The sequence below is a fragment of the Acinetobacter sp. HY1485 genome, assembly GCF_027568475.1.
In the GTDB taxonomy this organism is placed as follows: domain Bacteria; phylum Pseudomonadota; class Gammaproteobacteria; order Pseudomonadales; family Moraxellaceae; genus Acinetobacter.
In genome coordinates this window covers 34771-49467 of the sequence record NZ_JANKZG010000010.1, presented here as the reverse complement: position 1 = coordinate 49467, position 14697 = coordinate 34771, and the positions used below count along the sequence as shown (strand labels likewise).

Here is a 14697-nt window from a genome sequence, read left to right as displayed (position 1 = left end):
AGTAAAGCATTGGTCTAGATAAGGTAAAATCGCTATCATTCTATAAGAATTATTTTTTTGGGGAAATCATGGATATTACCGAATTACTCGCATTTTCAGTCAAAAATGGCGCATCAGATTTACACCTTTCAGCAGGTTTACCCCCAATGATCCGTGTCGATGGCGATGTAAAACGTATCAATTTACCACCATTAGATCATAAAGAAGTACATCGCCTCATTTATGACATCATGAATGATAAACAACGCCGTGATTTTGAAGAAAAATTAGAAACCGACTTTTCATTTGAAGTACCCAATGTAGCACGTTTTCGTGTCAATGCCTTTAACCAAAACCGTGGTGCAGGTGCAGTATTTCGTACTATTCCATCTAAAATTTTAACAATGGAAGATTTAGGTTTAGGTGGTGTTTTTAAAAAAATCTGTGATATTCCACGTGGGATCGTGCTTGTAACAGGTCCAACAGGTTCGGGTAAATCAACTACACTTGCTGCCATGCTTGATTATATTAATGAAAACCGCTACGAGCATATTTTAACTGTTGAAGACCCAATTGAATTTGTACACCAATCTAAAAAATGTCTAATCAACCAACGTGAAGTACACCGCGACACACACGGCTTTAACGAAGCACTCCGCTCTGCTCTGCGTGAAGATCCCGATATTATTTTGGTGGGTGAAATGCGTGACTTAGAAACCATCCGTTTGGCGTTAACTGCTGCCGAAACAGGTCACCTTGTGTTTGGTACACTCCATACCACCTCTGCTGCAAAAACCATTGACCGTGTTGTGGATGTATTTCCTGCCGAAGAAAAAGATATGGTGCGCTCAATGCTATCAGAATCGTTGCAAGCCGTTATTTCGCAAACGCTACTCAAGAAAAATGGCGGCGGTCGTGTGGCAGCACACGAAATTATGCTCGGTGTGCCGTCTATTCGTAACCTCATCCGTGAAAACAAAGTCGCACAAATGTATTCTGCTATTCAAACAGGTGCAGGGACAGGTATGACCACACTTGACCAAAGTTTGAAAAACTTAGTCAGTAAAAATGTGATTACTAAAGAAGTCGCGCGTGGTGTTGCTAAACAGCCTGAGGCATTTGCATAATGGATTTTAACGACCTGCTTAACTTGATGTGCCAAAAACAAGGCTCAGATTTGTTTTTAACAGCCGACCTTGCACCATGTATGAAAATTAACGGACAGCTCACCCCTGTATCGCGCACTAAACTTACAGGTGAAATTGTTGGACAAATCATTCACTCAATTATGACGGATGATCAACGCGAAGAATTCAAAAACACCAAAGAATGTAACTTTGCGATTACCAACCGTGAAGGTGATCGTCGTTTCCGTGTGAGTGCATTTTATCAACGTGATATGCCAGGGATGGTATTACGTCGTATTGAACATCATATCCCCTCTGCTGATGACCTTAAACTGCCTCCTGTACTCAAAGATTTAGTGATGAGCAAACGTGGCATCATTATTTTTGTGGGCGGTACAGGTACGGGTAAATCAACCTCTTTAGCAGCATTGGTTGGACATCGCAATCACAACTCTAAAGGGCATATCATTACCATTGAAGACCCTGTTGAATTTATTCATCAACATGCAGGGTGCATGATCACACAACGCGAAGTGGGTATTGATACAGAATCGTTTGAAGTTGCGCTTAAAAACACATTACGCCAAGCACCTGATGTAATTTTAATTGGTGAGATTCGCTCTAAAGAAGTCATGGACTATGCGCTTGCCTTTGCAGAAACAGGACATTTGGTATTAGCAACACTGCACGCCAACAATGCCAACCAAGCGCTAGACCGTATTACACATTTCTTTGAAAGTGAGCGCCATAGTCAACTTTACATGGATTTATCACTTAACTTAAGAGCACTCATTGCACAACAACTTGTACCAACTATAGATGGTAAAGGACGACGCGCAGCAATTGAGATTTTAATTAATAGCCCATTAATTGCAGATTACATTCGTAAGGGTGAAATTCATGAAATTAAAGCGCTTATGACACGTTCTCGTGAATTAGGTATGCAAACCTTTGACCAAGCTCTGTTTGATTTGTACAACGAAGGTCAAATTACCTATGAAAATGCGCTCAAACATGCTGATGCACCAAACGACTTACGTCTGAAAATTAAGCTAGCACAAGGTGACTCAAATCATCTTACTCAATCTAGTGCAAAGCTCACTTTTGATGGACAATAAAAAAAAGAGGCGCAATGCCTCTTTTTTTTATTGTTGTATTTATGTAGATACTATTTCTTGTTGAAAGCTTCTTGGCACTCAGGATCCTTACAGTAACCGTAAAGATTTAAAGAGTGACCTGTCAGTTCAAAACCAAACTGCTCAGCTACTTTGTGCTGTTCACTTTCGATAATATCATTTGTAAATTCAACAACTTTGTTACAATTTTGACATACAAGATGGTCATGATGATCATCTTGCATAATTTCAAATACAGAGTGATTATTTTCAAAATGATGACGTTGGATAATTCCTGCCGCCTCAAATTGAGTTAACACGCGATATACGGTTGCTAGTCCAACGTCTTCACCTTGGTCTAGTAATGTTTTATAAATGTCCTCTGCGCTCAAATGATGTTGTTTTGAGTTTTCGAGTAATTCCAAAATCTTAATTCTTGGAAGGGTTACTTTAAGTCCTGCTTTACGCAAATCTTGGTTAGAAATGGGCATTAAAAGTCTCTCAACAATTTTAAGTTGGAATATGCAATAGAAGTTAGATGCAGTATGATCTATCCTTAGATTAAATGCATCAAAATTGATTTGGATAGTGTAGCAAAATGCAAAAAATTATGTTGACGACCCTAATCGTCAGTTCATTGCTCGCGGGCTGTGTATATAAAATAGATATTCCACAAGGCACACCCTTAACAAAAACTCAAGCTGCTCAAGTACAACCGGGAATGAACTATCAACAAGTTCGTTATTTGTTGGGTACACCAACCATTGCTGATCCACTTAATCCGCAGCGTTGGGATTATATTTACAACTACATCCCAGGAACAAACGCAAAAAAAGCACATATTCCTGCTGCTAAAGGTCAACATTTAAAAATTATCTTTGATGGTGCAGGGAACGTAAGCAAAGTTGAAGGTTTAGACACCATTCCAGACAAACAACCTGGCTTACCACAACTAAAAGACACTGACCTAGATTCATCATTGTAATCTATTCAGCATTCAAGAAAAAACCCCAAAATTGGGGTTTCTTCCGTTTAACGTAATTGCTTTGCTCGATTGCGTCTAATTTCTTTTGGATTAATAGTCAAAGGGCGATAAATCTCAACACGATCGCCATCGTTTAAAACTGTATCTAGGCCTACCTTTTCACTAAAAATGCCACATACAAAATCTTGTGGTAAATCTAAGCCACTTTGCTCAATCGCATCTTGAACAGACATCCCCTCTTTAAAAGGGGCTTCCACATAAAATTGCTGTGCAGGTGTAGTGTATGCAACCCAAATCATTTAAAACAGTCCTGTTATTACAGCAACCATCGCTACAATAATTGAAAGTGGCAACACTACACGTACTGCAATACGCCAAATGTTATAAAATGCTTCATTGCTAAAATTCATAGCTTTACGCAAGTGGCTAATTTTCATTACCCAACCTGCAAACACAGCATAAATTAAGCAAATTAATAAACCCCATAGCATTGTCACAACATTGAGTACAGGCATCATCATAGGCACTGCCCACACAAAAAGCGGTACCAATAAAAATACAAACTGAATAATAGGATGGATACGGCGCTCTTGTAGTTGTTGTTTCGCTAACTGTAAAAGTAAGCCTGCACCAAACACAACCGTTAATACGACCGTTAAAGCAGGGACTTGTGCTTGTACCGCAAAAAAGCCAAACACAATCACTGCTAAAATTTGGGCAATCCAAATTGGCATGACAGATGCTGTAGCTTGCTCGGCAGGTTGACTATTTTGTGCATAAATCCCTAAACCTAAGCCACTTGCAACCAATGCTAAAACCGTTGCACTGCCCCATTCTTTAAACGTCACAGGCGTTACATGCCAAGCATCCATTTGTACATTGAACACATGGCATAACACAATCGATGCCACGGTTCCTACTGCACTTAGTAGCACTAAAACAGGACGAGGTAAAAAAGACAGTGCAAAGGCAACAATACTTAAACCTGCGACACCAATAACTTGAGAAAATGGAAGTTGTAAAAAATGACTTGCGTTAATTTGGGCATTTGCAAGCATTGCACCTGCTAAAAATGGAATAAAAACAACAGAAAGCCATCCTGCAATCCGCCAACGTGAAGAAGCATCTGCCTCTCGCGTTAAACTCATCAATGCATTCAATATTGTTGTTTTTGCACGCTTAACTAAAGCAAACTCTAAATAAGCCAATGGAAGCGCCAATACAAGCACTGTAATTAACCATAAGCCCCAAAAGTCAATCTGATGCTCGGTTACTCCTGCAATAGGTGCAAACGTAATCATCAGCATAAATGATAAGCAAAACGCCATCAGTGGCGATAACCATCGAGACATACTGCATCCGAAGTTTTAAAAATGATACGCTATTTTGCCCTTGTCGCACCATAAAATCAAAGCATGTATAAAAAGAAATCATTGCCGAAGCAATGATTTTAATCGTTTATGAGAAGAAACGGGCGAACCAATTCTTGCCTTTTTTCTTTTCTTTCTCACGAATAATGCCTTGCATATTTTCTTTCACTGCACCGACATAATCTTCATCATCGTGCTGAATATGGTTGATTAACCATTTAGTCAACACTTGATGAAGCTCTTCTTCAATTTCCTGACCCATTAAAAAGCGATCACGGTAGTTTTCAATTTTCTTAATAAATAAATCATGCACACGTTTGTGAGGAACACAATATTTGTATTGTGCTTCTTCTTGCAAACTTTCTTCAAATGTAAAATGAGATTGTGTGTAATCAATAATATTATCTAAAACTTCTTTAATTTTCTGACGATCGTGGCTCGTTCGTACATCTTCAATTTCATTAATATAATCTAAAATACGCTTGTGTTGGTCATCGATGACTTCAATTCCTGTGTCATACGCCGGTTGCCAATTCATTTTCATAATAAGCCTAACAAATATACATACCCTATGTAAGACCAACGATGATATACAACAATGTAGTTATAAAAAACAAACTTATGACGTAGGTATAAAGCCTTTTAATACAACACTTTGAATTTACTTAAACTTTTCATAATCTTTATTAAAACAGTCAAGTATTTTTTAACCAAACTGTTAAATTGTATTTAATAAATATCTGCCAACGTCACGCGTTTTAAGGATGGGTCTTTGGCTTCGCGCTCTAAACGCTCAATATGAGTGGTCACTGTTTTTACAGGTACACCATGCTTAAACAGCACTAATTCACCCGATTTAAATGGCGTCCATTGTTCATTATCAGTGAGTGGCTCAGTAGCAATCACAGAAACACAATCTTCAGGGCTATTTAATTCGCTAAAGTCTACCTCCATATCTAAATCAATTAAACGCGCACATTGAAATGGATGACGACGTACAATCCAATTTAGCTTTGTTACAGCATAACTAAACAGTGCTTGTCCGTTAGACAAACAAAAATTAAATGTGCCATATTCTGCAATTTGTGGCGATAGCTCTTGTAGTACCGAAAACACCTCCTCTAAAGACGGTGGTATATAACCAAAACGTTCAACAAGTTGATCTAACAAATAGCAAAAAGCATGTTCGCTGTCTGTATTGCCAACAGGCGTAAAACGACCTGTTAAAGGCGGATTAAAATCATGTAAATCGCCATTATGGGCAAAAATCCAATGGCGCCCCCACAATTCACGCATAAATGGATGAGAATTTTCTAAACGTACCTTACCCTGCGTTGCCTTACGGATATGTGCAATCACATTTTTAGATTTAATTGGATAGTTACGGATAAGCTCAGCAATCGGAGATTTTACCGCAGATTGATTATCAATAAAAACACGCCCCGCTTTATCTTCAAAAAAGGCAATACCAAACCCATCACAATGATCTGACGTAATTCCCGCACGTTGCGAGAAACCACGAAAAGAAAATGTGATATCGGTTGGCGTTGCACAATTCATTGCTAGAAGCTGGCACATAGGCGTGTTTTACAATTCATTACATAAAAAGGTAATGTACTCCAGCTCTATATTCTTGTAAACGTGTTTTTTATAAGATGTTTATGAATTTTTTAGCTAAACAATAAGCGACTTAGTGATTTACTTGATTTGAAATCAATGTCCCCACGCCATGATCTGTAAAAATCTCAAGTAATGTAGCATGTGGTACACGTCCGTCTACAATATGTGCACTCACAACACCACCTTTGACCGCATCTAATGCACAACCCACTTTAGGAATCATACCGCCATAGATCACACCTGTTTCAATTAAACGGTCAACATCTTGTGTCGTCAGCCCTGTCAATAAATTTTTATTTTCATCAAGTACACCCGAAATATTAGTCAGTAAAATAAGTTTTTCTGCACCAATCGCTTCGGCTACTTTTCCTGCTACAAGGTCGGCATTAATATTATAAGTGTTGCCATGTTCATCTACACCTAACGGCGCAATGACAGGAATAAGATCACTTTGAGTAAACATTTCTAAAACATCGGTATTCACGTGTGTTACTTCACCCACCAAACCCAAGTCTATTTTTTGAATATTTCCATCAGCGTCCGTTTTTTCCATCAAAAGTTTCTGTGCTTGGATTAACTTACCATCTTTACCTGTTAAGCCAATGGCACGTCCACCATGTTGGTTAATTAAATTCACAATCGACTTATTCACTTGCCCGCCAAGTACCATTTCGGCAATTTCCATGGTTGCAGGATCAGTAACACGCATACCATCAATACGGTCAGATTCTTGTCCTAGGCGTTTTAAAAGACGATCAACCTGAGGACCTCCGCCATGTACCACAATCGGATTTAAGCCCACTGTTTTTAGCAATACAATATCTCGGGCAAAAGAGCTTTCCAACTCAGGGTCAGTCATCGCATTACCACCATACTTAACAACCAATATTTTACCTGCAAAACGTTGAATGTACGGTAGTGCTTCAATTAAAACCTTAGTTTTATCTAACCCATGTGTCATGAAAGTTCCTCTGTAATTTTCTGCGCCAAATCATCATCAACAAGCGCAATAAGCTGTGTTTGAATACGTTTCAATGCATGTTCATCTTTTGCATCAAATCGTAATGTTAAATATTCACCTGTATTAGATGCACGTATGAGTCCAAAACCGTCTGTAAAATCCAAACGTATTCCATCAATTTGTGTCAAGGTCGCATCAATTTGATGTGCTTTTCGCTTAATAGACGCTAACGTTTTCTGGATCTGCTCAACACTTGCATGAATATAAATATCTTCCGTACTTGCACGTTGTAAATGATTAAACAGTTCTGAAATCGTGTTTGCATTTGTATGTGTAAAATATTCTAAAACGCGTAGTCCTGCATACAGTCCATCATCATATGCTTTTCCACGTCCATCATTAAAGGCGTAATGCCCTGCATATTCACCACCAAAAAGAGCGTTGTGTTGTATCAGGTAACGGCGTAAAAATGTACTGCCTGTACGCAACATCACAGGTGTCCCTTGCGCTTTTAAAATCGTGTCTTTTACAAGGCTTGAGCATTTCACATCATAAACAATCTGTTGATGTGGATACTGTTTTAAACACTGTTCTGCCAAAAAGCAAAGGAGTTGATCGGCATTAATAATATTGGCTTTTTCATCCACCAAAACTAAACGATCACCATCGCCATCAAGCGCTAAACCAACATCAGCCTGATGCTCTAAAACAGCCTGTTGTAATTTTTCTAAATGTTTGGCTTTAGATGGATCAGGTGCATGATCAGGAAATTGACCATTTGCTTCACATCTTAACGTGATCACCTCACACTTTAGACCGTTAAGCACTGGTTCAACATATTGCCCTGCCGAGCCATGAAGTCCATCAACCACCACTTTAAGTGGTCGTTTTAAGTGAATGTCTTGAATTAAATAATCACAATATGCTTTTGCATGTTTTTTTGACGTTGCAGGTTGAATAGTTGGATATCCACCTTTATTAGGCTCTAAGTATTGCTGTGTCAGTTGTCCAATGTGTTGAATATCTTCTGGTGTAGGCGGTAAGCCGTTTAATATCCATTTAATGCCCTGGTCTGTACTTGGATTATGGCTTGCTGTCAGCATAATGCCATTACCCTGTTTTTGAGCATAAAAATACATTAAAGGCGTTGAGCAGCATCCTAACGCTTCAACTTCAATTCCTGCTTTTTCTAAAATAGTTTGAATAATATAGGCATATTGCGGGCTGCTTAAACGCGCGTCATACCCTAATACCAATTGTTTAATGTTGTTATGATTTAAATGTGAGGCAAATGCATGGGCAATCGCTTCTACCATTTGTGGTGTCAGCTTTCCTCTAATATCGTAAGCACGAAAAATATGCATGATGTGACTTAAATCTTCGTTGTTCAAGTCTAAATTGTTAGCATAAATCTAAAGTTTGTAAATACATAAAGTAAAAAACCTATGAAAATTCATAGGTTTTTATACAAAACTTATTGCTTACCTGTGTGCCCAAAACCACCTGCACCACGTTCGGTTGCAACAAATTCTTCTACTTGCTCAAATTGAGCTTGTACCACAGGCACTAAAACATATTGTGCTAAGCGTTCACCTGCATTTAACGTAAATGCTGTTTGGCTACGGTTCCAAACCGAAACCATTAATTCGCCTTGATAATCTGAATCAATCAATCCTACTAAGTTACCCAATACAATACCGTGTTTATGTCCTAAACCTGAACGCGGTAAAATTAGACCTGCAAAATTAGGGTCTTGAATATAGATAGATAACCCTGTTTTTACCAATACCGTTTCACCTGGTTGAATTTCAATTGAACCATCTACACAAGCACGTAAATCTAACCCAGCTGAACCTGTAGTTGCATAGTTTGGCATCTCCCACTCTGTACCTAAACGCGGGTCTAAAACTTTGACTTGAACTTTCATAAAATTTCCTAGTTTTTGTGCTTTAACATGGCACGTAAGTTTTCTAAATAAACCTTTGCTTGCTCTTTAGGGTCAACCTTTACTTGGCTTTTCTTTTTACGCCCTAACCAATCAAGCTCATCTTGTGGTAACTCATCTAAAAAGCGACTTGCTGTCATCTGACGCATTTGTCCGCCTGCTTTACGCTGTTCTGCCAATGTTAGCGTGAGCCCTTGGCGTGCACGAGTAATGCCCACGTACATTAAACGGCGTTCTTCTTCAATAGTTTCGGCAGCGATTGAGTTTTTATGCGGTAAAAGCTCTTCTTCTAACCCCATAATATATACATACGGAAACTCAAGTCCTTTTGCTGCATGAAGCGTTAGCAAATTCACCTTATCCGTATCTTCTTCTTCTTGCTGTTGCTCTAACAAATCAAGCAACACCATTTTACGAATAACACTTTCAATATTTTGTTCATCTACATTTTCAGCACGATTAATCAAATTTTGAATACTGGTATATAGCGTTTCAATGTTATCAAGCTTAGTTTTTTCTTGAGCAGGCGTGGCTGCTTGCTCACGCGTATAATCAATGTAGCCATTTTCTACCATCATTTGGCGAATAAGCGGTACAGGTTGATCGTCTTCTAACAGCTCACGCGTATAACGCCCCATAAAGTCAGAAAATTCAAATAAGTGAGAGCTAATTTTTTTACTCACTACCATGGTTAAACGCTGATCACCTGCTGCTGCCAACAAAGATAAATGATTTTCTTGCGCAAATAACCCTAACTTTTCAAGCGTAACAGGACCAATCGAGCGTTTAGGCGTATTAATAATCCGTAAAAATGCACTGTCATCTTCAGGGTTAATAATGAGGCGCAAGTAACTCATGATGTCTTTAATTTCACTACGCGCAAAAAACGATGTGCCACCTGAGAGCTTGTACGGAATTTGCATTTGGCGTAATTGAGTTTCTAAAACACGTGCCTGAAAATTACCACGATACAAAACCGCGTAATCTTTCCAAGATTTTCCATTCATGAGCTTGTGCGTCATGATGTCTTTTGCCACCCGCTCGGCTTCGTCATCATCATTACGGCAAGTAATCACCCGAATCACTTCGCCATGCCCTTTATCGCTCCATAATTTTTTCTCAAAAATATGGGGATTATTATCAATCACATGGTTTGCAGCTTTTAAAATACGGCTGGTTGAACGATAGTTCTGCTCAAGCTTAATGACATTTAAATTAGGAAAATCTTCTTTGAGTAAGCCCATATTTTCAGGCTTTGCCCCACGCCATGCATAGATAGATTGGTCATCATCACCCACAGCAGTAAATTGCCCCATTACACCCACAAGTAGTTTCACTAAGATGTACTGTGCCGTATTGGTATCTTGATACTCATCGACCAATAAATAACGCACACGGTTTTGCCACTTGTCTCGTACTTCGGCATTGTCTTGTAATAAGCGTGTTGGCATCACAATTAAGTCATCAAAATCAACCGCGTTATAAGCACGTAAATTACGTTCATACAGTTGATACAGATGTGCAAACTTCACGTCTTCTTCTGTTTCGCACACGCTGTGTGCTTGCTCAGGCACAATCAGATCATTTTTCCAATCTGAAATACGCTTCATGGCTTTCGCAATCAGTTCTTTGCTTTCTGCACCTGACAAATTATCTTGGTGCATTAAATCCATTAAAATACGCTTACAATCATCTGCATCTAAAATTGAAAAATTATTTTTAAGGGGTAAATGTTTCAGTTCCAATCGTAATAAATTTAAACCAAACGTATGGAATGTGGATACCGATAAGCCTTTAGCTTCTTCACGGTTTAATAACTTGCCCACACGCTCTTTCATTTCACGCGCGGCTTTGTTGGTAAACGTCATTGCTGTAATACGATGCGCAGGAATGCGACACTGCTGTACTAAATAAGCAATTTTACGCGTAATCACCGAGGTTTTACCTGAACCTGCGCCTGCAAGTACCAATAAGGGTCCTTGAGTATATTTCATGGCTTCAAGTTGCTTATCATTTAATTGACTTGCAGATGACATTGTCGTTCCTCAAGATGATTGGAGCATGATTATAGACATCTACCCCCAACAAAAAAACCACCCGAAGGTGGTTTTTAACAGCAATTAAACTTATTGCGCTGCGTAGATACTAATTTCTACACGGCGGTTTTGTTCACGACCTGATGGTGTGCTGTTTGATGCAATAGGATTTGACGAGCCATTACCTTGTGCATTAATACGGGTACGCGGTACACCCTGACCTGCTAAATAGTTAGCAACTGATTGTGCACGCGCTTGAGACAACGGCATGTTAATGGCATCGCTACCTGTATTGTCGGTATAACCTGTTACTAAGATTGCGCTCTTATTATCTTCTGTTAATGTTTGCGCTACTTTATTTAATGTATTGTAGAAGTTACCTTTAATCGTTGACTGATTGGTATCAAACGTAATGTTACCTGGCATTACTAGGCCAACCGAACCATCTGAATTACGGTTTACATCAACGCCCGTTCCCGCCATTTGTTGACGTAACTTCTTTTCTTTATTATCTAAATATAAACCACCTGCACCACCCAAAATTGCACCAATAGCAGCTGCACGGTTATTTTGTGCTGATGAGTTTGCGTTACCACGAGACAGTCCGTAACCTGCTGCTGCACCAACTAAGGTACCAATGGCAGTTTTATCATACTGACGTACGCCCGTTGTTGCACCGCCATCCATAGACTGACAGCCTGAAAGTGCTAATGCTCCAATAACAGTAGAAACCACTAATGCACGCATGACGTACCTCCTTTATAAGTGTTTTTTTACTCTACAAAAATTATGGAACACTTAGTCACAGATAAATATTCATATTTTGTTAAAAAAAAGCACTCTTGTAACAATTTGATAACATGCTTAAGAAAATCTTTTGGCTTCTGACAAGATTTTGACTAAACTTCTTCACATGAATATTTTTAGGGTTCAGTTGCATGCAGCGCAAACAACCAAGCGTATTTCAAAAAATTAAACGTGGACTCACTGTTGGTTCAGTGATTACAGGAAATAGCATTATTAATGGTACACCTGTTTTAGCCCTTGGCTTAACAAAACTCATCAAACAATCAAAACAAATTGATGAAAAAAATATTGAATTTGCAAATAAGTGGCTCAGTGTCAACAATTGGCTGATTGATAAAATCTTGCCACAAACCAAGTGGGATATCCGAATTGAAGAAGATTTAAACCTGCAACTCGATGGGCGTTATCTCATGCTGTGTAACCATCAAAGTTGGGTAGATACCACAGTTAACCAATACTTTGGACGCACACGTATGCCCCTTACCCGCTTTTTTACCAAGTGGGAACTTATTTTTATTCCTGTTGTGGGGCAAGCCTTTAAAATTTTAGGCTTTCCGATGATGAAGCGTCACACCAAATCACAAATTGCAAAAAATCCTGCACTTAAACACCGTGATATGGAAGAAGCACGTAAATCATGCGAGCAGTTACTTAGCCAACCTTTTACCTTACTTAATTATGTCGAAGGTACACGCTTAACACCGCAAAAACAAAAACAACAGAAATCGCCTTACAAACATCTTTTAAAACCTAAAGCAGGCGGTATTGCACTTGCCCTCAATATTCTAGGTGAGAAAGTAGATGCATTGGTGGATATGACCATTGTTTATCCTGAAGGTGTGCCTGAATACAGCGAATTTTGGCTGGGTGACGTGCCTAAAGTGATGGTACACATGCGTAAAGTTGAAATTCCGACTTGGATTTTAGAAGGTAATTACGAAGAAGACCGTCAATTCCGTGCTCAATTTGCCCAATGGCTTAATAAAATATGGAAAGAAAAAGACGAGATTATTGAGCAACTTAAACAAGACCATGAAAAGAAATAAATTTCATCGCGTCGACCATAACTCGCTAGCATGGAAAATCTATCTAGGCTACGACATCTTAATGATGCTCATTATTGTGGTGAATTTACTTTGTTTGATTGTAAATGCCATTTTAATGAGCCATTTTGCAGATTGGCTTAGCCCCTTTCTTCATGCTAATGAATTGCTCACAACCTACCGCAACGTTTTACACCCATGGGTTGAATATTCAGAAACATGGTTTATTTGCTTTTTAGTGGCTGAATTTTTCACACGTTGGTTTGTGTCTATTGTTCAAAAGCATCATCAACGGTGGTTTTTCTTTCCATTTATCCATTGGTACGAAGTCCTTGCTATCTTTCCTGCGTTACGGTTTTTCCGATTGTTACGTGCAGGCATTATTGCCTATCGCTTACACGAATTGGGCTATCAAGTTGTACCACTGGCATGGCAAAAAACAGGACGTTTTTACTATAATGTTTTGATGGAAGAACTTTCAGACCGTGTCATCATCACTGCCATTGATGGGGTTAAACAAGAACTTGATACAAGTTCAACGCATAAACAAATTATTCACGATTTAGTCGACCATCACCGTGATATGTTTGCACACACCTTTGCACAACTTTTACAAGAAACACTTGCCACCGAGTTACGCAAACAACATCTGCAAATTGCACAGGGTATGGGAAGCGTAATTGAAAAAGCCATTGCTGACACACCTGAACTCACGCAAATGCTCAGGCTTATTCCTATTGTAGGTGCTAAAATAGAAGACCAAATTCAGCATATTGGCAAACGCTTAGGGCAAAATGTCGTAGATGGCTTATTACAACCTTTAACAACAGGCTCAACACAACATCCTAACCCAACCTATCAGCACGTTGCACAAACCATTAGCCAACTCAATATTGATAATCATCAACTCGAACAATTGGTTGAGTCTGTGGTATACGAAACTTTAGCGGCCGTACGCAAGCAAGTTAAAGTTAAACAATGGCAACACATTTTAAATGCGACTGATCAAAATTAAGGAAACACTATGGCAGACATACGCATTACAGGCAGAATGGTTAATTTCTCTCGCTTAACCTTCGACACAAATAATTATGATGCGATTCGCCAACAACTCAACGAGCTTTTACAAGATAGTCCCTATGAAGGGGCAACTATTATTATTGACAGTACCGTTGAACAAAACTTAGATACGTTGCTTCAAATTTTAAGTGAAGTGGGCTTACAAACCATGGCTGTTATGGACGGTGTTTTAGGTGATCAAGCACGCGAACGTATGTTTCCTGTTTTACCTTCAGACCGTCCACTGCAACGTATTAAGCCCACAAAAGAAGAGGCAAAAGATACAAAAATAAATTGTGCAACCCATATCACTTCGTATCATAATGACATCTTGCGTACGGGGCAGTGTCTTGTACAAGAACAAGGTGATATCATTTTAAATGCGAGTATGAACAGTGGTTCAGAACTCATTGCAAGTGGCAATGTACACATTTATGGCGCCGCACAAGGACGAATTATTGCAGGAGCAAGTGGCAACGCTCAGGCACGTATTTTTTGCCAAGTTTTAAATGCAGAACTTATTTCTATTGCAGGCACATATTGTGTTGCAGACGATATACCGCTTCATGTACAAAAGAAGCCTGCTCATATTTATTTAAACGAGCAACAAGCGCTTGTTTTTGAAACGCTAGAAATTTAAATTAACCGCA

General features: G+C 39.0%; 16 protein-coding genes. 6 read left to right on the top strand and 10 right to left on the bottom strand.

The features are described 5' to 3' along the window. Positions 1–68: 68 nt before the first annotated feature. Both PCI70_RS10375 and PCI70_RS10370 read left to right on the top strand, forming a co-directional pair. Positions 69–1106: a type IV pilus twitching motility protein PilT gene (locus tag PCI70_RS10375; RefSeq protein WP_269915264.1), complete on the top strand. Its 1038-nt coding sequence runs from the start codon at positions 69–71 to the stop codon at positions 1104–1106. Then, entirely contained in the window at positions 1106–2224 is a 1119-nt protein-coding gene (locus tag PCI70_RS10370) for a PilT/PilU family type 4a pilus ATPase (RefSeq protein ID WP_269915263.1), read from the top strand. Before PCI70_RS10375 ends, PCI70_RS10370 begins: the two co-directional genes overlap by 1 nt. 50 nt (positions 2225–2274) lie before the next feature. Here the strand turns inward: PCI70_RS10370 and fur are convergent, their stop codons facing one another. Then, the gene (fur, locus tag PCI70_RS10365; RefSeq protein WP_269915262.1) at positions 2275–2712 is read right to left on the bottom strand and encodes a ferric iron uptake transcriptional regulator; all 438 of its coding nucleotides are present in this window, start codon (positions 2710–2712) and stop codon (positions 2275–2277) included. 107 nt (positions 2713–2819) lie between these two features. Here fur and PCI70_RS10360 point away from each other — a divergent pair, with 107 nt between their 5' ends. Continuing rightward, on the top strand, positions 2820–3206 hold the full coding sequence (locus PCI70_RS10360; protein WP_269915261.1) for an outer membrane protein assembly factor BamE: 387 nt from the start codon (positions 2820–2822) through the stop codon (positions 3204–3206). A gap of 47 nt (positions 3207–3253) precedes the next feature. Here PCI70_RS10360 and PCI70_RS10355 read toward each other — a convergent pair whose 3' ends face one another. The 9 genes from PCI70_RS10355 to PCI70_RS10315 all read right to left on the bottom strand — a co-directional run bounded on the left by PCI70_RS10355 (position 3254) and on the right by PCI70_RS10315 (position 11885). Next, entirely contained in the window at positions 3254–3505 is a 252-nt protein-coding gene (locus PCI70_RS10355; RefSeq protein ID WP_269915260.1) for an RnfH family protein, read from the bottom strand. Then, on the bottom strand, positions 3506–4558 hold the full coding sequence (locus PCI70_RS10350) for a hypothetical protein (RefSeq protein ID WP_269915259.1): 1053 nt from the start codon (positions 4556–4558) through the stop codon (positions 3506–3508). 106 nt (positions 4559–4664) lie between these two features. Next, complete coding sequence (locus PCI70_RS10345) at positions 4665–5120, bottom strand: bacteriohemerythrin (protein WP_269915258.1); 456 nt, start codon at positions 5118–5120, stop codon at positions 4665–4667. Between the two features lie 185 nt (positions 5121–5305). Continuing rightward, positions 5306–6154, bottom strand: a complete 849-nt coding sequence (locus PCI70_RS10340; RefSeq protein WP_269915257.1) for a class II glutamine amidotransferase — start codon at positions 6152–6154, stop codon at positions 5306–5308. 112 nt (positions 6155–6266) lie between these two features. Then, positions 6267–7157 (bottom strand): acetylglutamate kinase, encoded by an 891-nt coding sequence (argB, locus tag PCI70_RS10335; RefSeq protein WP_269915256.1) that lies wholly within the window; start codon positions 7155–7157, stop codon positions 6267–6269. Then, the gene (locus PCI70_RS10330) at positions 7154–8521 is read right to left on the bottom strand and encodes a phosphomannomutase/phosphoglucomutase (RefSeq protein WP_269915255.1); all 1368 of its coding nucleotides are present in this window, start codon (positions 8519–8521) and stop codon (positions 7154–7156) included. The genes argB and PCI70_RS10330 overlap by 4 nt, the downstream gene beginning before the upstream one ends. 110 nt (positions 8522–8631) lie before the next feature. Next, on the bottom strand, positions 8632–9084 hold the full coding sequence (dut, locus tag PCI70_RS10325) for a dUTP diphosphatase (protein WP_269915254.1): 453 nt from the start codon (positions 9082–9084) through the stop codon (positions 8632–8634). 8 nt (positions 9085–9092) lie between these two features. Continuing rightward, on the bottom strand, positions 9093–11138 hold the full coding sequence (locus tag PCI70_RS10320) for a UvrD-helicase domain-containing protein (RefSeq protein ID WP_269915253.1): 2046 nt from the start codon (positions 11136–11138) through the stop codon (positions 9093–9095). A gap of 90 nt (positions 11139–11228) precedes the next feature. Next, entirely contained in the window at positions 11229–11885 is a 657-nt protein-coding gene (locus PCI70_RS10315) for an OmpA family protein (RefSeq protein ID WP_269915252.1), read from the bottom strand. Positions 11886–12076: 191 nt separating this feature from the next. Between PCI70_RS10315 and PCI70_RS10310 the strand changes: the two genes are divergently transcribed. From PCI70_RS10310 to minC, 3 genes are read left to right on the top strand one after another with little or no spacing between them, the layout of a single operon-like run. Then, positions 12077–12991 (top strand): acyltransferase, encoded by a 915-nt coding sequence (locus PCI70_RS10310; protein ID WP_269915251.1) that lies wholly within the window; start codon positions 12077–12079, stop codon positions 12989–12991. Next, positions 12978–14003 carry a preprotein translocase subunit SecA gene (locus tag PCI70_RS10305; RefSeq protein WP_269915250.1) on the top strand — a complete coding sequence of 342 codons (1026 nt, stop codon included), beginning with the start codon at positions 12978–12980 and terminating at the stop codon, positions 14001–14003. Before PCI70_RS10310 ends, PCI70_RS10305 begins: the two co-directional genes overlap by 14 nt. A 9-nt stretch (positions 14004–14012) precedes the next feature. Then, positions 14013–14687, top strand: coding sequence for a septum site-determining protein MinC (gene minC, locus PCI70_RS10300; protein ID WP_269915249.1), 675 nt, complete (start codon positions 14013–14015; stop codon positions 14685–14687). Positions 14688–14697 lie beyond the last annotated feature (10 nt).